At 67.9% G+C, this 18,769-nt stretch carries 14 protein-coding genes and 1 tRNA gene; 11 read left to right on the top strand and 4 right to left on the bottom strand.

The window, feature by feature from the left end:
- The first annotated feature begins 102 nt into the window (after positions 1 to 102).
- The 8 genes from glp (at position 103) to ABD848_RS11265 (ending at position 8,194) form a co-directional block, all read left to right on the top strand.
- Entirely contained in the window at positions 103 to 1,341 is a 1,239-nt protein-coding gene (gene glp / locus ABD848_RS11300; protein ID WP_344970704.1) for a molybdotransferase-like divisome protein Glp, read from the top strand.
- A 108-nt stretch (positions 1,342 to 1,449) separates the two neighbouring features.
- A complete protein-coding gene (gene moaC / locus ABD848_RS11295; protein WP_344970702.1) occupies positions 1,450 to 1,953 on the top strand; it encodes a cyclic pyranopterin monophosphate synthase MoaC in 504 nt (167 codons plus the stop codon).
- 40 nt (positions 1,954 to 1,993) lie between these two features.
- Complete coding sequence (locus ABD848_RS11290) at positions 1,994 to 2,512, top strand: MogA/MoaB family molybdenum cofactor biosynthesis protein (RefSeq protein ID WP_344970700.1); 519 nt, start codon at positions 1,994 to 1,996, stop codon at positions 2,510 to 2,512.
- Between the two features lie 263 nt (positions 2,513 to 2,775).
- Entirely contained in the window at positions 2,776 to 3,486 is a 711-nt protein-coding gene (locus ABD848_RS11285; protein WP_425567503.1) for a GNAT family N-acetyltransferase, read from the top strand.
- Positions 3,487 to 4,001: 515 nt separating this feature from the next.
- A complete protein-coding gene (gene sepX / locus ABD848_RS11280) occupies positions 4,002 to 4,586 on the top strand; it encodes a divisome protein SepX/GlpR (protein ID WP_344970696.1) in 585 nt (194 codons plus the stop codon).
- A gap of 214 nt (positions 4,587 to 4,800) precedes the next feature.
- A tRNA-Ala gene (locus ABD848_RS11275) sits at positions 4,801 to 4,874 on the top strand.
- Between the two features lie 1,146 nt (positions 4,875 to 6,020).
- Positions 6,021 to 6,263 (top strand): hypothetical protein, encoded by a 243-nt coding sequence (locus tag ABD848_RS11270; protein ID WP_344970694.1) that lies wholly within the window; start codon positions 6,021 to 6,023, stop codon positions 6,261 to 6,263.
- Between the two features lie 305 nt (positions 6,264 to 6,568).
- Positions 6,569 to 8,194, top strand: a complete 1,626-nt coding sequence (locus ABD848_RS11265) for an alkaline phosphatase D family protein (RefSeq protein ID WP_344970692.1) — start codon at positions 6,569 to 6,571, stop codon at positions 8,192 to 8,194.
- Positions 8,195 to 8,294: 100 nt separating this feature from the next.
- Here the strand turns inward: ABD848_RS11265 and ABD848_RS11260 are convergent, their stop codons facing one another.
- The 3 genes from ABD848_RS11260 to ABD848_RS11250 form a co-directional block, all read right to left on the bottom strand.
- Positions 8,295 to 9,221 (bottom strand): TatD family hydrolase, encoded by a 927-nt coding sequence (locus ABD848_RS11260; RefSeq protein WP_344970687.1) that lies wholly within the window; start codon positions 9,219 to 9,221, stop codon positions 8,295 to 8,297.
- 175 nt (positions 9,222 to 9,396) lie between these two features.
- Positions 9,397 to 11,214: a methionine--tRNA ligase gene (gene metG, locus ABD848_RS11255; protein ID WP_344970684.1), complete on the bottom strand. Its 1,818-nt coding sequence runs from the start codon at positions 11,212 to 11,214 to the stop codon at positions 9,397 to 9,399.
- A gap of 569 nt (positions 11,215 to 11,783) precedes the next feature.
- Positions 11,784 to 12,212 carry a DUF2637 domain-containing protein gene (locus tag ABD848_RS11250; protein WP_344970681.1) on the bottom strand — a complete coding sequence of 143 codons (429 nt, stop codon included), beginning with the start codon at positions 12,210 to 12,212 and terminating at the stop codon, positions 11,784 to 11,786.
- A gap of 441 nt (positions 12,213 to 12,653) precedes the next feature.
- Here ABD848_RS11250 and ABD848_RS11245 point away from each other — a divergent pair, with 441 nt between their 5' ends.
- The gene (locus ABD848_RS11245) at positions 12,654 to 13,064 is read left to right on the top strand and encodes a hypothetical protein (protein ID WP_344970679.1); all 411 of its coding nucleotides are present in this window, start codon (positions 12,654 to 12,656) and stop codon (positions 13,062 to 13,064) included.
- A gap of 57 nt (positions 13,065 to 13,121) precedes the next feature.
- Complete coding sequence (gene secD / locus ABD848_RS11240) at positions 13,122 to 15,755, top strand: protein translocase subunit SecD (protein ID WP_344970677.1); 2,634 nt, start codon at positions 13,122 to 13,124, stop codon at positions 15,753 to 15,755.
- A 295-nt stretch (positions 15,756 to 16,050) separates the two neighbouring features.
- Here the strand turns inward: secD and rsmI are convergent, their stop codons facing one another.
- Positions 16,051 to 16,914: a 16S rRNA (cytidine(1402)-2'-O)-methyltransferase gene (rsmI, locus tag ABD848_RS11235; RefSeq protein ID WP_344970754.1), complete on the bottom strand. Its 864-nt coding sequence runs from the start codon at positions 16,912 to 16,914 to the stop codon at positions 16,051 to 16,053.
- 139 nt (positions 16,915 to 17,053) lie between these two features.
- Between rsmI and ABD848_RS11230 the strand changes: the two genes are divergently transcribed.
- Positions 17,054 to 18,685 (top strand): dolichyl-phosphate-mannose--protein mannosyltransferase, encoded by a 1,632-nt coding sequence (locus ABD848_RS11230; protein WP_344970674.1) that lies wholly within the window; start codon positions 17,054 to 17,056, stop codon positions 18,683 to 18,685.
- Positions 18,686 to 18,769 lie beyond the last annotated feature (84 nt).

Below are 18,769 nucleotides of genomic sequence, written 5' to 3'. Positions count from 1 at the left end.
GCCCTTCCCAGCCTTCGGCCCGGCCGCGTTCGACGGCTACGGGAAGAGTCACCGGTCACACACCGACAGCGCGACGCGAGACGAGCAGGGCGAGGGAGCGGCATGAAGACCGTCGAACAACACATCACCGACCTCGTGGACCTGGTCCAGCCGCTCGAACCACGCGAACTCGACCTCCTCGACGCCCACGGCGCGGTGCTCGCCGAACCGGTCACCTCGCCAGTGGCGCTCCCCGGCTTCGACAACTCCTCGATGGACGGCTACGCCGTACGCGCCGCCGATGTCGCCGGTGCCAGCGAGGCCGCCCCGGTCTCGCTGTCGGTGGTGGCCGACATCCCCGCCGGCAGCACCTCGACCCAGCCGGTCCCGCCGGGAGGCTGCGCGCGGATCATGACCGGCGCCCCGCTGCCCACCGGCGCCACCGCTGTCGTCCCCGTAGAGTGGACCGACGGCGGAACGACCGAGGTAGCCATCCGCCGCCCCGCCGCCGAGGGCAACGCGGTGCGCCGGGCCGGTGAGGACGTGCGGCAGGGGAGCCCGCTCCTCCAGGCCGGCGTGCGGGTCGGCGCGGCCGAACTGTCAGTACTGGCCGCGGTGGGGTGTGGCTCGGTGAGCGTGCGCCCCCGACCGCGGGTGGCCGTGCTCTCCACCGGCGAGGAGTTGGTGGAGCCGGGGACACCGATCGGCCCAGGGCAGATCTGGGAGTCCAACAGCTTCATGCTCACCGGAGCCGCGCGCGACGTCGGCTGTGAGGCGCAGCGGCACGGTTTCATCGGCGACGAGCCCGCTGAGGTCCTCAGCACCCTTGAGCGGGTCATCGAACGCGCTGACATCGTCGTCACCACCGGCGGTGTCAGCATGGGCGCCTACGACGTCGTCAAGGAGGTGCTGTCGAACGTCGGCACGGTGCGCTTCGAGCAGGTCGCCGTACAGCCCGGCAAACCCCAGGGCTTCGGTACGGTCGGCGACGCCGCTGTGCCGATCGTCACGCTTCCCGGCAACCCGGTCAGTTCCTTCGTCTCCTTCTACCTCTTCGTGTTGCCGGCCCTGCGCCGGCTGCGCGGGCTCGCGCCCGACCCGCTTCCCACCGTGCGCGCCCAACTCACCGCGCCGGTGCACTCTCCCGAGGGGCGTCGCTCCTACCTGCGGGGCGTGTTGGAGTACGGGCGGGGCAGTGCCGAGGGCGCCATCCCCACCGTCACCCCGGCCTCCCGGCAGGGCTCGCACCAACTTTCCGCGCTCGCCGGAACCAACGCTCTTATCGTCGTCCCGGAGGCCACCACGGAACTTCCCAAGGACAGTCTCGTGGACGTGCTTACGTTGCCGCTGGGGGAGGGGTGAGCGGGTCATCAAGGTACCGATTACCAGCGCTGCCCATGCCCAAGACCGCTGCACCGCCGCTCGCGCGAGTAGAGCCCCGGCCCTACCCCTCGTTGGAAAAGAGTTGACATGTCGGACTCGCAGGATTCGCACCACGACGGTTTCACCCATCTCGACCGCTCCGGAGCGGCCCGCATGGTCGACGTGTCGGGCAAGGAGGTCACGACCCGTACCGCCACCGCGACGGGGGTGGTCTTCCTGACTCCCGAGACGATCGAGGCGCTGCGCCACGGCGACGTCCCCAAGGGCGACGCGCTGGCGGTGGCGCGGATCGCCGGCATCCAGGCCGCCAAACGCACCCCTGACCTCGTCCCGCTATGCCACCCCATCGCGATCCACGGTGCCGACGTCACGCTGACAGTCGACGACGAGCGCGGCGGCGTGGCCATCACCGCCACCACCCGTACCGCCGACCGCACTGGTGTCGAGATGGAGGCGCTGACCTGCGTCATGGCCGCCGCCCTGGCTCTCGTCGACATGGTCAAGGCCCTCGACCCCGAGGCAGTGGTGAGCGAGGTCAGAGTCGAGGAGAAGACGGGCGGCAAAACCGGCTACTGGCACCGGTCAGCGTGAGCGGCGCCATCAGCGCCCGATCGGCAGGAGGGATGTCCCGGTGAGCTCTTTCACGGCGGTCGTCGTCACCGTCTCCACCCGCGCGTCGCACGGCGCCTACCCCGACCGCTCCGGACCGGTGCTCGTCGAACTCCTCGAACGCGCCGGCTTCGCCGTTGACTCTCCTCGGGTGGTCCCCGACGGGCCACCGGTGGCCGACGCGCTCCGTCGCGCCTGTGACGAGGGGTACGACGTCGCGCTTACCACCGGCGGCACCGGGCTCAACCCCAACGACGCGACGCCCGAAGTCACTCGGGCGCTGTTGCGTTACGAAATCCCGGGCATCCCGGAGGCGCTACGAGTGGCCGGCAGTCAAAAAGGCGTACCCACCGCCATCCTGTCGCGCGGGCTCGCCGGAGTGGTCGACCGGCAGGGGCACCGGATGCTCGTCGTCAACCTGCCCGGTTCCACGGGAGGAGTCCGGGACGGGATGAGCGTGCTCGACCCGATCCTGCGCCACGCTGTTGACCAGTTGCGCGGCGGCGACCATCCGCGCTCGGAGGACGCCCACCCGGAGTGACGAGGAAGCCTACCCGGGGTGACACGGTCCCCAGCGCTCACCTGAGTCCCGGTCTTCGGGTTTTCCCAGGTCTTCCCCAGCTTCAGCACAGCATTTACGGTGGATCTTTCTGATATAGGGCGGGCACTCCGCTTACCTTGGAGATGAGATGGAATACTTGTCTCCATCACCGGGAGTAGTCCCATTTCCCGGGGGGCGCGCGAACAGCGGTCCTTCGGGGCACACGGTGATGCCGGACGCGGCTGAGGAAGACGGTGAACCTGATGCGTGGCTGGCCGAAGTCCCTTGAGGAAGGTCCGGTCGGTCTGCGGCCGCTGAGGTTGCGCGACGCCTCGGCGCTGCGGGAGACCCGAGCGCGCAACGTCGAATGGCTCCGGCCCTGGGAGCCCACTCATCCCGAGATGCCCATGCCGACAACGAGCATCGCACCCTACCTCGCCATGGTGAGCGCCATACGCCGCGAGGCCAGGCACGGAATCGCCATGCCATGGGCCGTCACCTACCATGGCCGCTTCGCCGGCCAGCTCACTGTGGGCGCTATCACGTGGGGATCGGCGCGTTCGGCCCAGGTGGGCTACTGGGTCGACAGCGCCTGCGCCGGCCGTGGCGTGATCCCCACCGCCGTCGCGCTCGCGATCGACCACGCCTTCTTCACCGTGGGGCTGCACCGTATCGAGGCCAACATCCGTCCAGAAAACCAGGCCAGCCGCAAGGTGGTGCAAAAGCTCGGGTTCAGCGAAGAGGGAATCCGCCGCCGCCAACTGCACATTGACGGTGCCTGGCGTGACCACATCTGTTACGCGCTCACCGTTGAGGACGTCCCCGAAGGGCTCCTGACGCGGTGGCGGCGCCGCGTCGCTCGAAGCGAGAACGCCCGTGACGGCGGCTACCAGTGGCACGAAAGCGTCGTTTCCAACGAACGCTATCCCACGGGCGGTTCCGGCTCACCCCACACTCAGCCCGAACGTCCCTGACCGGACTCCCCACGACGAGGTAGCTCGCTGTGTTCGCGCGTTTCCCAGAGCGAGGACCGGTTCGGCGGTCGTGCCCGCCGCCATCCCTCTTCTCTCGGTGGTCAAAATAATACACCAAGTGATGTGTCTGCTTTGGCGTGATTAACGGGTTGAGTCGATATTTTTGTGTTTGACGTGCCATAGGGGCTTGTGTGACCTTCGGCCCTAGTGTTGGGGGATCGATATCGCGTATGGGAACGAGCCCGATCTCACGACACTCCGACTCTAATACTGCGCATAACCGGACACCCGGTCGTACCGTGCGGAAAGTAGACGCATTAATGATGCGGGCAACACGTACATATGGCGAATGGGGGGCAACCGGTCGATCGCCGGTGCGGAGTCACGGCTCACACCTGTAGATTCGTGGTCACGCCGCTGGTCCGGCCCCGTCCAAGAGTCAAGTGCAGGTATACGCCATTGCGTCGCCCGAGCGTTTGCCGGTTGTCCAGGGTTCGGCGGTCCGAGGAGGGACGATGACCAGCTCTCCTCTGTATCTGGCTATCGTGATCGTATGGGCCATCGTTTTGGTGCCCATGCTGCTACGCCGCGATGCCACCGATCCCTCGCCCGATTCCCTGCGTCGCACCGACCCCACACCCCCCGTCGACGCCGCCGAGGAGGACCCCGACTCCTACGAGCCCGACAGTGACGAAGACGCCCCTGCGGAAAACCGGGAAACGCTCGCCGAAGCGGCCCTCGGCCCCGCCGTTCCTCCCATTGGACGCGCCCGCGTTATCGCCCGCCGGCGCCGTCGCACCTCCGGCCTCCTCGCCCTCCTCCTCGGCACCGGCATCGCCGTCACCTTCGGTTACGGTCCATGGTGGGTGCTCGCACCCCCGGTCCTGCTCCTCGCAGGCCATCTCGCCCTACTCCGAGAAGCCGCCAAAGTCGACGCCGAACGCCGCGCCGCCGAACGTGTGCGCCGCCGCCGAGAGCTCAAAGCCCGCCGCGCCGCCGCCGAAGCGGCCCGCACCGCCGAAATCGTGCACCTGCGCGAGCGCGCCGATCAGGTCTACGACCAGTACGCCGATGCCCATCTGCGCGCCGCCGGAGACTAGGTTTCTGTTTTTGAGCGGCTGGGGGCGTTCTTTGTTGGCTCGTGCCTCGATCGCTGCGCGAACTCGTCAGCCGGCGAGTCGACGGCGGAGGCGCTCATTTGCTTGGGCCCACCGCCGGCCCTCGCCGTCCTTCCAAGAAACAGAACTCCAACCCCCATGGCAACGCCGCGTTTCGAGCATCCCGCGCAAGCTGCTAGGCTGTGATCCGGAATCAGGGGCTGTAGCGCAGTTCGGTAGCGCATCTCGTTCGCATCGAGAGGGTCAGGGGTTCAAATCCCCTCAGCTCCACTTGACTCCGAGACGACTCTGCTCGCGCGTGACCGCGCTCGCCGGGTCGTCTCGTCGTTTCTTCTGGGGCGCTCCCCAGACCCCCGATGCGGGGCTTCGCCCCGCGGGTTCGAGTGACGTCCCGTCAGGTCCACGGGCTGGCCCGTCCCGGGCGGTGATCGAAGGTCATCACCCCTGACGGGCCGTTGTTGTTTTCGGGGGGCGTATTCCCCGCGTCCCTGTTCCGGGGACTTGGGTCGGTTCGGATACAGCGGTCACCGCTGCTGCCCCTTGGATGGTTGCGCCTGCCTCCGGATGGTGGGGGACAGGGTCGTTCCCCTCGTAGCACAGGGCCCAGCGTCCTCGCCTCTTTTCCTGGTAGCGGACACAGCCACAGGTCAATGACTGGTGGGCAAGCCGCCACTGTTCTTTGCCATTTGTGGTTGGCGCGGCGCCTACTCTTTCCGCCTTTCCGCCGCTTGTCGAGAGCCCCGACTGTGAGGCCTCTCGAAGGAAAATGAATGTTTCTCGCGTTAGCTGGGCCGTGTATGCCTAATATCACTGTCCTCGCTGGTGGTACGCCTGATGTGCTAGGTGATCGCTCCGTTCTCCGCCCCTGTCGTAGGAGTGGGCAAAAGTTGAGATCTCTCCTCTGAAATGTGTTGTGATCTGCGGTTTTCAACAAAATTTGGCGTTATGCTGGTGTTAGCCGTGACGGCCAGCGTGGAATCGTGGGACACGCGGGTTGACGACCGATAGCCGCCCTGGGTGGCCGCGTAAAGTGAAGCCAGCCCTCGGGTTGGGGGCACCGATATGCTGCCTGTCTCGGCGAGGCCGAGGCCGGTGACCAGTGATTTTTCGCCCGTAATGAGGGTCGGGGATACCTCGTGTTCCCGTGGAGCAGCTCCGAACCATCTGCCGTTGATCCGACGCCTGTCCCGCCATGTAGTCATAGTCCGGCGCTCGCTGCTGTTTCCCCACCTGGAGATAGCGGAGACGAGGAGACCAAAGCGTACCTTTTACGGTATATTTTCATCGTTTTAGGCTAATGATTCCCGTGTGGCGGCGATTGTCGAAAATGACTGGTTAGGGGTCTTGTGCAATGACTGATAGCTAAGTCATCTTGTTGCACGGGGAGGGACCCGCAGTGCGAGCGAAAGGTGTGCTGTGCTGAAGAAGATCTGTGCTGTGGTGGCTATCTCAGCTACGGCGCTGCTGGGATCTGCCCTCCCGGCCAGTGCCGAGGACATGGTCACGACCAAAGCCGGTGGGTGGAGTTGGTGGCTGGCCGAAGAGACCGTTGGGCTGACTGAGCAGGCCGGTGGGTGGAGTTGGTGGCTCGCCGATCAGGCCACCGGTGTTGCCGACGGCACTTGGGACTGGCTGTCTGAGCTGGCGGACGACAGCTAGATCGCCAACGTGGTGGAGATCGTACCCCTCGCGTCCGGAGGGTTTCGGCTCCCCGGCGTCCACCTCTGAGAGCGATGACGTTCGCTCCCATGGACACGGCCACACACCTCGAATCCCGGGGGTGAGTGGCTCCGGGTAAAGCGGCGCTCGGCCCGCGATCGGGCCGAGCGCCGCTGCCGTTGGTACAGGGACAGGGGCGGAGTACGCACTGTTTTACGCTTTCTGTGCGTGCCTAATTACGTTCCGTGTCGGCTTTTCGGAGAATGTTGCACCTGATTTGGTGCAACATTCCCGGGAGGCGACCTTTGACAGCTCGACCGGCAACCCCGCCTACGCCTGGCTTCGACCGCCGCACCCTTCTCCACCTCACCGGCGTCAGCAGTATGGCCTTCCTGCTTGGGGTAGGCCTCGCCCCCGTTCCCGCCCACGCCCGTGAGCGGCTCCCCGCTGACCCCTTCACTCTCGGTGTGGCCTCTGGAGACCCCCGGCCCGACAGTGTGGTGTTATGGACCCGGCTGGCGCCCGATCCGCTGGCCCCCGACGGGCGTGGCGGTATGCCACAGCGTGACGTCAAAGTCACCTTCGAGGTAGCTGAAGACGCCAACTTCACCAAGGTCGTGCGACGCGGCACCGCGGTCGCCACACCGGAACTGGCCCACTCCGTGCATCCGGAAGTGGAAGGGCTGCGCCCCGGGCGGGTCTACCACTACCGGTTCCGCGTCGGCTCTCACGTCAGCCCCGCCGGCCGCACCCGCACCGCGCCGGCCCCGACCGCCGCCCCCGCACGCCTCTCCCTCGCCACCGCCTCCTGCCAGGCGTGGTACCACGGCTACTACACCGCCTACCGTCACATGGCCGACGACGACCTCGACGCGGTCATCTTCCTCGGCGACTACATCTACGAATACGGCATCGTCGCCGGCGGCAACCTGCAACGCGACCAGAAGCTGGGCGATGAGCACGCCGCCAGGATCGTTTCCCTACCGCAGTACCGGCTGCGGTACTGCCTGACCAAGACCGACCCCGACCTGCAAGCCGCGCACGCGAGATTCCCGTGGCTGGTGACATGGGACGATCACGAAGTCGAGAACAACTACGCCGCTGAGGTCTCCCAGCACGGCACGGCCACGGAGGAGTTCCGGAGCCGTCGCGCCGCTGCCTACCAGGCGTTTTACGAGAACATGCCGCTGCGTTCCGTCAGGACCCCCTACGGCCCCTCCGCACAGATGTACCGCAGGCTGTCGTTTGGCCAACTGGCCGACATCCACCTGCTCGACACGCGCCAGTACCGCGACCCCTTCCCACGAGGGGCGGTCATCGACGACGCGCCCGAGCGCCACGATCCCGAACGCAGCATCCTGGGGATGGAACAGGAACGCTGGCTCACCAGCGGCCTCACCTCCTCGCAGGCACAGTGGAACCTGCTGGCCAACCAGGTCGTTATGGCCCAGATCGACCGCGACCCGGGGCCGGGCCACGCCTACAGCAACGACCAATGGGATGGCTTCACCGCGTGCCGCGACCGGGTCTTCACCGCGGTCCGCCAGTCCCAGATGGAGAACTTCGTGGTGCTCACCGGTGACATCCACCGCAACGTCGCCGCCAACCTCCACGCCGACTTCGACGATCCCGCCTCGCCGCCGCTCGGTGTGGAGCTCGTCGGGACCTCCATCTCCTCCGACATGAACGGCGCTCCCGCCGACAGCTACGCCCAGCTATGGCTGCAAAACCCCCACGTACGGCTCTACAACGCCCAGCGGGGCTACCTGCGCTGCGACATCACCCCCGACGGGCTCACCGCCGACTTCCGAATCCTGTCCTATGTGACCGAGCCCGGCGCCCCGGCACGCACCCTGACCAGATTCACGCTCGCCTCGGGCGAGAACCAGATCCCGCTGCCGCACCCTGCGGATTCGATACCACCACTGTGAGGTCGTGCGCTCTTCCCGGCGTATCCGTCCTGTGGTCACGCGCCATCGCGACGATACGGCGGCTTCTGATACCACGAGGGGAAACCGAAAGGGGAGGACGTCAAAGCCCGAACGCGCGCCGCGCGTTGTCGGCCACCGTCGCCGCGAGCGTGTCCTCGGCCATGCCCTTGGCCTCGGCCACGGCCCGCAGCGTGTAAGGGATCAGGTAAGGCGCGTTGGGCCGCCCCCGGTAGGGCTTGGGCGTGAGGAAAGGGGCATCGGTTTCGACGAGGATCAGCTCCGGCGGTGCCACCTCGGCGGCCTCGCGCAGCTCATGGGCGCTGGCGAAGGTGACGTTGCCGGCGAAGCTCATGAAGTAGCCGTGCTCGGCACAGATCTTGGCCAGGTCGGCGTCACCGGAGAAGCAGTGGAAGATCACCCGCTCCGGCGCGCCCTCTTCGCGCAGCAGCCGCAGCACGTCCTCATGAGCGTCGCGGTCGTGGATCATGACCGCGAGATCGTGGCGCTTGGCGAGGTCGATGTGGCGACGGAACGACTCCTGCTGCGCCGCGGCCCCTTCCGGGCCGGTGCGGAAGTAGTCCAGCCCGGTCTCGCCCACGGCCCGTACGACCGCTAGCTCCGCCAGGCGGTCGATTTCGGCCAGCGCCTCCTCCAGACCGGCCTGCCCGCCGGCCGGACGGTGCTTACCGGCCCAATCGGTGTCGTCAGCTTCGACCCCTGGCGCACCGTCGCCGTGCACGATCCGGGGCGCCTCGTTAGGGTGCAGGGCTACAGCGGCCCACACGTGGGGATACTGCGCCGCGACCTCGGTCGCCCACCGCGAAGAGGTGACGTCGACCCCGACCTGGATCAGCGGGGAAACCCCCACGGCCGCAGCCGCCGCGACGATCTCGGCGACCTCCGGGCTTTGCATGTCCATGTGGGTGTGGCTGTCGGCCACCGCCACCCGCAACGGTTCCGGCGCGGGCGGCGGCTGCTGGGCGTTGCGCTGACGCACGGCCGACCCGCCGCGCTTGCTCTTACTCACGGCCATGAAGTCTATTCATTTCTTCGCTGCCGCGAACCGGCTCGGGGCAGCCGCGCGCCTGTCGGGCGACGGCGGGCATGCCCCGCCCCCGCCCTTTGTCCTTAGGCGCGTTTGGGGTGAGACGGGAAGTGGCCCCGCCCCACCCCGGCGGGCGGTACGACGCTCTGGCCGGCCCTTAGCCGGCCTCGTTCTCCAGCCGTTGCAGTTCCTCGTCGACGACGCTGGGGTCGAGCTTGGCGAACAGCGGGGTGGGTGCGGAGAGCTTGGTGCCGGGACGGATCGGGATGGATTCCCAGCGCGCCTCGTTGCCGGCGTACTCTCCGGTGATGATCGGGTAAGAGGAGAACCCCTCCTCGCCGGCGATGGAGTCGGTGACCTCCTCCAGCCTCGGCATGCCCGTCCACACGCCGGTGCCGCCCAGCATCTCGTGCACCTTATTGGACGAGGCGGGTAGGAACGGGGTGAGCAGCGTCTTGGCGTCGCTGACCAGTTGCAGGGCGACATGCAAGACGGTGCGCATCCGCTCGGGGTCGGTTTTGCGCAGCGCCCACGGCGCCTGGTCGGAGAAGTACTTGTTGGCTTCCGCGACCGTACGCATAGCTTCCTGCAACCCGGCCTTGAACTGCGACCGGTTCAGGTGCCCGCCCACCGTGTCGAAGGCGGCTTTGGACAGGTCGAGCACGCGGCGGTCCTCGTCGGTGAGCTCGCCCGCCTCGGGGATCTCACCGACGTTCTTCGCCGCCATGGAGATCGACCGGTTGACGAGGTTGCCCCACGTGGCGACCAGTTCGTCGTTGTTGCGGCGCACGAACTCGGCCCAGGTGAAGTCGGTGTCCTGGGTCTCGGGGCCGGCGGCGATGATGTAGTAGCGCAGCGCGTCGGCGGAGTAGCGCTCCAAGAAGTCGCGCACGTAGATGGCCACACGCCGCGACGAGGAGAACTTGCGGCCCTCCATGGTCAAGAACTCGCTGGAAACCACCTCGGTGGGCAGGTTGAGCGCGCCCAGCGAGCCGGGAGTGCCGCCGTTGTCGCCCCGCCCGCTGTAGCCGAGCAGCATGGCGGGCCAGATCTCGGCGTGGAAGACGATGTTGTCCTTGCCCATGAAGTAGTAGGACTCGGCGTCCTCGCTTTGCCACCACGCGCGCCACGCCTCGGGGTCACCGCTGCGCTTGGCCCACTCGATGGCCGCCGACAGGTAGCCGATCACCGCATCGAACCACACGTAGATGCGCTTGTTGGGCTGCTCGCTCCACCCCTCCAGCGGGATGGGCACCCCCCAGTCGATGTCGCGGCTGATGGCGCGCGGCTGGAGCTCGTGCAGCAGGTTGAGCGAGAACTTCAAGACGTTGGGACGCCATTGGTCGCCTTTGGAGCTCAGCCAGTCACCGAGCACCTCGGTGAACGCCGGCAGGTCGAGCATGAAGTGTTCGGTGTCGACGAACTCCGGTACCTCCCCGTTGATCTTGGACCGGGGCTCGATGAGGTCGGTGGGGTCGAGTTGGTTGCCGCAGTTGTCGCACTGGTCGCCGCGCGCGCTGCCGTAACCGCAGATGGGGCAGGTGCCTTCGACATAGCGGTCCGGCAGCGTCCGCCCGGTCGAGGGCGAGATGGCGCCCTTGGTGGTGTGGGCGAAGATGTAGCCGTTCTCGTAGAGGCCGGTGAACAGCTCCTGCACCACGGCGTAGTGGTTGGAGGTGGTGGTCCGGGTGAACAGGTCGTAGGACAGTCCCAGAGCCACCAGATCTTCGGCGATGAGCCGGTTGTAGCGGTCGGCCAGTTCGCGGGCGCTGATGCCCTCCTGGTCGGCCAGTACGTAGATCGGCGTGCCGTGTTCGTCGGTGCCGCTGACCATGAGCACGTCGTGGCCCGACATTCGCTGGAAGCGCGCGAAGACGTCGGAGGGAACTCCGAAACCGGAGACATGCCCAATATGGCGTGGGCCGTTGGCGTATGGCCAGGCCACCGCAGTCAGGATGTGGCGTTTCGACGACATGCACCAAGCCTAAGGGGATGGCGGGCCGAAACGACACGTCTTTCGGTGCATACCGCCGGCGTTGCGAGCACATCGCTGGGAAAGCCCGTTGGAAGGGACGGCCCGGTGCCGCGCGACCGGCGCCCATCACCAGGGCCCGCGCGTCATGCGTCGCCTTCGCGCGCTGCTGAGCTGACCGGTTGGCGCCCCGGCAGGGGCGGCGAGGTCGCCCCGCCGAGCCGTGCCGGCTATGCGCCACCCACGCGCGGATCTGCCCCCATTACCTTTCTGGCATGACTGGCCTCCCCTTGTCGTCCATGATCCGGGGGTCACCGGGACCGAAGGCACCGCCAGACCGCTGATAGAAGCACGATCCGCCCCTGGGGGTGCGGTGGGGTGTGGTTTTGGTCTGCGGAGAGCGTGCGGGGTTTCCCGTCGCTCGTGCCTCGATCGCTTCGCGATCTCGGCAGCCCGGGGCGGGCTGTGCTTGAGGTGGAACGGGTGCCACGACGGGGCTTGGGGCCGGCGTGGGGCGAGCACCGTGACCGGGTGGACGGGAGCGGGGCGGCTCGACGCCTTCCGGCGCGCCCTCAGCCACCACCCCACCAAGACACCGCCCCCCGGCGTATCCCCCACAACAGCAGCACCCTGCACAACAGCGATGTTCGGAGACACAGCGCCCCCGTTGAGGCGGCCGAGATCGCGCAGCGATCGAGGCACCAGCGGACGGAGAACACTCCCGCCACGTTCGCGGCCAGACTGGCCACACTGCCCAGAACCAGCAGACTCCACGGCAACAGCCCACCGCGCTTACCTTTGCGGGCCTCCGAGAGCAACGCCATCGACGAAGCCACGATCATGCCATCCACCGACAGCGGGAACAGCGCCGCGCGCCGCTGCGGTTCGCCATGGCGCAAGGCCAGCTCGAACATGGGCGAATAGGACACCCCCGCAGCGATCACGGCCCACATGAACACGGCGGCCACGGTGGTCCAGCGCGACCAGCGGAAAGAACCCATCCCAGATCACCGCCCATCCAGCGCCAGTTCGGTGGATAGGGTCAAGGGCATGTACGAAAGGGGCGCGTCCCGCGCCCCTCCCCGGACACACATCAGCTCCCCACCTACACCCCGCCCCCGACGTGACAACCCCACAGAAACACCCCCGGGCTTCGCGACACGGCCTCGATGGCGGTCCCCTCCTCGCCGGCAGACGAGCCGCATACGGCCCCCGCCCTCACGGCACCTTCAGCAATGCTGCCGCTTTGTAACTTTGGCGAAGTTTGGCTGGTGAATCCGCCCCTCCAGCGGGAGACCCCGACGATCCGGGCGGCAGAGGTGACTTTTCCCGCACGTTACGTCGGTAGTGTGTGGTGACTGAAGGGGCGCGCGCGGCCTGGCCCGTGATAATGGCAGCCGCGTTCCCGCACGCCAGCTCACGCTCCGAGGGCTTGAAGGAAGGTGGTCACCACGGTTTCCCGTGTCCTGGCCACACCACTGGCTACCTTGCTGAGCGCGCTCCTGGTGTCGCTGTGCTCACCGCTGCTGCCGCTGGCCTCCGCCTCGTCTGGCTCGGCTGAGCCCGCCACCGAGCGCTCCGTCGAGCTGGCCACAGTCGGTTTCGGCGCCCACGCCGTCGCCGGCCCCGCCCACGATTCCGCCTCGATCGCGCGGTTTTTGGCCCAGGGCAACACCGACAACCGGCCACCGGTGCGCGACCTGCCCGACGGCTACGTCCCGCAACGGATGCTCACCCCCCAACCGGTGGGGGTGCGGCATGTCAGTGGCGGCGAAACGGGCGACTCGCCCCACACCGAGCCTTCGGCCGGCCTGCCGTCCCCTCGAGGCCCGCCGCTCACCACAGGTACGTGACATCCCCCGATCCCGGCACCGCCGGGATGTCAGTTCTTGTCGTGAGAGGTAATTCCATTGTCCAATTCATCGGGAGCCGGTGCGCGCTGGCTGCGCGGCATCATCTCCCTTGTCGTCGTGCTCGGCGCATTCGCCGCGGCGTGGTTCATCCCGCCCCAACTGGGGCTCGACCTCAGCGGCGGTACCCAGATCATCCTGCAAGCCCAAGACGGTGAAGACGGCACCGAAGCCAACGCCGAGAACACCGACAAGGTTCTCCAGGTGCTTCGCCAGCGCATCGACACCCTCGGCGTCAGCGAAGCCAACATGTCCCGGTCCGGCGAGAACCGGATTCTTGTCGAACTCCCCGGGGTCCAGGACCCCACCGAAGCGGCCGAGATCATCGGCCAGACCGCTCAGCTCACCTTCCACCCGGTGGTGGGTGTGGCCCCGTCCCAGGGCGGCGGTATGCAACTGCCCGGCGGTGCCGGTGGTGCCGCCGGCGGCGGGGGCGGCGACAGCGCCAACCCACCCGCCGACGAGGCCCGGGCCCCCGCCTCCAACGAGGAAGGCTCCTCCGACGGTGGCCAGGAGATGACCCAAGAGCAGCAGCAACAGCTCATGGAGCAGCTCCAGCAACAGCAAGGCCAGGGCTCGGCGGCCCAGTCGGCCGACCCCGAGGACGTCGCGCTCACGCTGCCCGACCAGCAGGGGACCCAACTCCAGCTCGGCCCGGCCGCCATCCAAGGCGACCAGGTCGAAGGCGCCGAAGCCGGCCTCGACCAGTACCAGACCAACTGGCAGGTCAACGTCGACTTCGAGGGCGAGGGCATCCAGCAGTGGCAGGAGCTGACCGGCCAGGCGGCCTGTAACGCCGAAGGCGACCCCAAGCGGCGCGTCGCCATCGTGCTGGACAACCAGATCATCTCCTCCCCGGAGGTCGACTCCAGCATCGCCTGTGACGTCGGCATGGCCGGCGGCCAGACCACGATCACCGGCGACTTCGACAAAGAGCGCGCCCAAGAGCTCGCCGTGCTGATCGAGGGCGGCTCGCTGCCGCTGCCGGTCACCGAGATCCAGCGCCAGACCGTCGGCCCGACGCTGGGTGAGGACGCCATCCGCGCCAGTTTCATCGCCGGCGCCATCGGTCTGCTGCTCACCGGCCTCTACATCTGCGTCACCTACCGGCTCGTCGGCTTCCTGGCGTCGCTGGCGCTGGCGAGCTACACGCTGCTGGCCTACGCGGCGCTGGTGGCGTTGGGGGCGACGCTGACCTTGCCCGGCCTCGCGGGGTTCGTGCTGGCCATCGGTATGGCCATCGACGCCAACGTGCTGATCTTCGAGCGAGCACGCGAGGAGTACCAGCGCCAAGAGCGCGTCTACCAGTCGAACAAGTCCGCCGGCATGGTCGACGCCACCGACTCCGAGATCCAAGACGCCGAAGCCGGCGTGCTCTCGCGGCGGCGCCGGCGCGCCATCCCGCCCAACCTGCAAAAGGCGTTCCTTACCGGTACGCAGCGGGCGTGGAGCGCGGTCTTGGACACCAACGTGACCACGCTCATCGCCGCGGCGCTGCTGTTCATCTTCGCCGCGGGGACGGTGCGCGGCTTCGGCGTCACGCTGGGCCTGGGCACCATCGTCTCGATGTTCTCGGCGCTGGTCGTGGCCCGGGTGCTGGTGGAATGGGCGGTGCGCCGTAAGATCGTGCGCAACCACCCCGCCGTCAGCGGCATCTCGCGGATCAGTGTCGTGCGCTCCTGGCTGATCCGGCGCAGCCCCGACCTGATGAAGCGCAGCACCCTGTGGCTGGGGGTGACCGGCGCGATCGCCCTGGTCGCCATCTTGGGCATGTTCGTGCGCACGCCCGACTTCGGCGTGGAGTTCACCGGCGGCCGGCTCATGGACTTCACCGTCAGCGAGCCGGTGAGCGTGTCCGAGGCCCGTCAGCTCGTCTCCGAGGCCGGTTACCCGGAGGCGGTGGTCCAACAGTCCGGGGACGCCGACGTCGCGGTGCGTACCGGGCAGCTCTCCGACGCCGAGGCGCAGGAGGTCCAAGACGCGCTGGCCCAACAGGGCGGGCAGGTCGAACGGATCAGTGACGAAAAGATCGGCCCGAGTATGGGCGACGAGCTGCGCAACAAGGCACTCATCGCCCTGATCGCCGCGCTGGTGCTGCAAATGGGCTACCTCGCCTGGCGGTTCCGATGGTCCTTCGGTGTGTCGACGATGTTCGCCCTGGCCTTCGACATCGTGGTGGTCATCGGCCTGTTCTGCTGGCTGGGTCGACCCATCGACGGCGTGTTCCTCGCGGCCATCCTCAGCGTCATCGGTTTCTCCGTGAACGACTCGGTGGTGGTGTTCGACCGGGTCCGCGACGAGTGGGCCCACGACACCAAGTCGAGCTTCGCCAGCATCGCCAACACCGCGATCCTGCACACGATCCCGCGTACGGTGAACTCCGGTATCGGCGGCATCTTCATCCTGGCGACGCTGGCCATCTTCGGCGGCTCCTCGCTGACGGACTTCTCCGTAGCGATGTTGGTGGGGTTGATCTCGGGCATGTTCTCCACGGTCTTCGTGGGTGTGCCACTGGCGATCTGGATGCAGCGCTTCGACAAGACGCCACCGCCCCACGTGGTCCGGGAACAAAAGACCAAGCAGCGCAAGGAGCTGCGGACCGCTCGCGAAGAAAGCGACGGCGCCGTGGTCTAAGCGCGCGCTTGACCGCGTTGACAGCGGGGCGTCTCGGCGGCTGCCGGGGCGCCCCGCTTTGGCGTTCGCCGGGGTGTGCGTTGGAAACGGCGGGCGAACCGCAGCCACCGAGGACGCACGCACCCGCCTCCCGGCGGTGGCCCCGCAGCGACGGCGCCGGCGCAGCTCCCGCGCTTGCCCCAAGACGGGGGACGCAGTCGCTCGCAGGGGGTCTCTGGGTTTGTCAAGTCGTGAGTGAATAGATGGTGTGGGCCGCCCCCAGGGGAACGCCCCTGCGGAGGCGGGAGCCAGGACCTTACCGGTGCACCGCGTCGTAGACCTCGCGTTTGGGAACGTTGAGCCGCTTGGCGACCTCCTGGATGGCCTGCTTGCGCGCCACGCCCGCGGCTTCGCGGTCGGCCACCGCCGCGGCCAGATCGGCGGGCTCTCGGCTCGCCGCGACCTCGGCGGCACCGGCCACGACGACGGTGACCTCCCCGCGGACCGTGCCCTCGGCCCACTCCGCCAGCTCGTCGAGCGACGCCCGGCGGACCTCCTCGTAGGTTTTGGTCAGTTCCCGGCACACGGCGGCCCGGCGGTCGCCGCCGAAGGCCGTCGCCATCGCCCGCAGGGTGGCGGCCAGTCGGTGCGGGGACTCGAAGAACACCATGGTCCGCCGCTCCTGAGCCAGCTCGGCCAGGTGGGTGGCGGTCCCCTTGCGCGGCAGAAACCCCTCAAAGCAGAAGCGGTCGGTGGGCAGCCCCGAGACCACCAGCGCCGCGGTCACCGCCGAGGGGCCGGGGGCGACCGTCACGGGCACGCCCGCCGCCACGCAGGCGGTCACCAGCCGGTAGCCGGGGTCGGACACGCCGGGCATCCCCGCGTCGGTCACCACAAGCACGTCGTGGCCCGCCCGCAGTTCCTCGATCAGCTCCTCGGCACGGCGGCGCTCGTTGGCGTCGAAATAGGAGACGATGCGTGCGCCCGTCTCACCTCCGAGGCTGATGCCCAGTCGCGCGGCGAAGCTGCGTAGCCGGCGCGTGTCTTCTGCGGCTATGATGCGCGCTTCAGTGAGCGCACGGCGTAGCCGGGGCGATGCGTCCTCGCTGTGGCCGATGGGCAGCCCTGCCAAGGTCAGTGTTCCGGGGGCGCTAGCGTTACCGCTTACCTTTTCCGGCAAATCAGTCACATTCCGCTCATTCCGTGACGCTACCGTTAGCCTTACCAACGCTGCCGCCCCCGACCCGGCCGGCACCCCGTTACTGCCGCCCGGTCAAGTCGCACAGCGTTGCCCAGCCCCCCGATCTAGTATGGCCGCGATGACCACGACAGCCCTTCCCCCAGCCACCGATCCACCCGCCGGTGCCGGTTCCTCCCTCCGGGAGCGGCTGGTGCCACCGATGCCCCGCCCGCCCTACCTTGGCTGGCTGGCCGCCACTCTCGTCGGCTTGTTCGCCTTCGTTATTCGCATGCTCAGGCTCGGCGAACCGGGGGAGATCTACTTCGACGAGACCTACTACGCCAAGGACGCTTTCGGCCTTCGCACCTACGGAGTGGAGCACGAGACGGTCGAGAACGCCGACGCGCTCTTGGCCCAAGGCAACCACGATATCTGGACCGGCACCGGCGACTTCGTCGTCCACCCGCCCATGGGCAAGTGGATGATCGCCCTCGGCGACTACCTCTGGGGGCTGCTGCCCTTCGGCGCGGCGATGTCTCCCACCGGCTGGCGCGTGGCCGCTGCGGTCGTGGGCGCGCTTTCGGTGGTGCTACTGGTGCGCCTGGCGCTGCGCATGACGCGCTCGGTGCTTCTGGCGGCCTCGGCGGGGCTCGTCTTGGCACTGGACGGACTGCACTTCACCATGAGCCGCATCGCCATGGTCGACATCTTCTTGATGTTTTGGGTACTGGCCGGGTTCACGTGCCTGGTCGTCGACCGGGACCGGATGCGCGAACGCATAGCCGACCTCACAGCCGCGGGGCAACACGCCGCCGGCTGGTTGGGCTTTCGTGGGTGGCGCCTGGCGGCCGGCTTGTGCTTCGGTATGGCCTGCGCCACGAAGTGGTCGGCTCTGTTCTACCTCGCGGCCTTCGGCCTGCTCACCGTCGCCTGGGACTATGGGGCTCGGCGGAGTGCAGGCCAGCGCGGCGTCCCGGGACGCTGGTTGCTGTTCGACGCCATCCCCGCGTTCTTCGCCACCGTCGGGGTGGCGTTCGTGGTCTATCTGGCGAGCTGGATCGGCTGGTTCACCAGCCCGATCGGCTGGGGGCGCCACTGGGCCGCCGAGAACGTCACCGGGATCTGGGCGCGGCTGCCGGAACCGGTGCTGGCCGTGGTCAACCCGCTGCGCAGCCTGGTGCACTACCACGCCGAGATGATGAACTTCCACACAGGGCTGTCGTCGTCGCACGACTACGCTTCCCGGCCGTGGGAGTGGATCATCATGCGCACCCCCGTGGCGTTCTTCTACAACGGTGACGAGACCACGTGCGGTGCCGCCAACTGTTCCAGGGCCATCTTGGCCATCGGTTCTCCCGCGGTGTGGTGGCTGTCGATCGCGGCGTGCCTGGTCATGATCGGCTGGTGGGTCACCTATCGAGACTGGCGCGCCGGCGCGGTGCTGCTGGGGGTCGCGGCCGGGTGGCTGCCCTGGTTCACCTACCCCGAGCGCACGATGTTCGTGTTCTACGCGCTGCCGATGCTGCCGTTTTTGGCGCTGGCGATCGTCCTGGCGCTGGGGCTGCTCATGGGCCGCGACGCCGACGATCCCCAGTACTCGCCCCGCAGACGGATCGTCGGTGGGGTCGGCTACGGGGTGGTCATGCTGTTGATCGTCGCGAATTTCCTCTTCTTCTACCCGGTCCTCAGCGCGCAGATCATCCCCTACGAGCAGTGGGCCGACCGCATGTGGTTCGACACCTGGATCTACGGCAGCTCTGGCTCGGGCTGAGCTGTGCCGCCTCAGCGGGCGTCGGCGTGTCGTACCCGGAAGCGGCGGCGGGCCTCCCGGGCCGGCGGGACAATCGCGGTCGAC

This window comes from Salinactinospora qingdaonensis (assembly GCF_039539445.1).
In the GTDB taxonomy this organism is placed as follows: domain Bacteria; phylum Actinomycetota; class Actinomycetes; order Streptosporangiales; family Streptosporangiaceae; genus Salinactinospora; species Salinactinospora qingdaonensis.
This window is presented reverse-complemented; position numbering and strand designations above follow the sequence as displayed.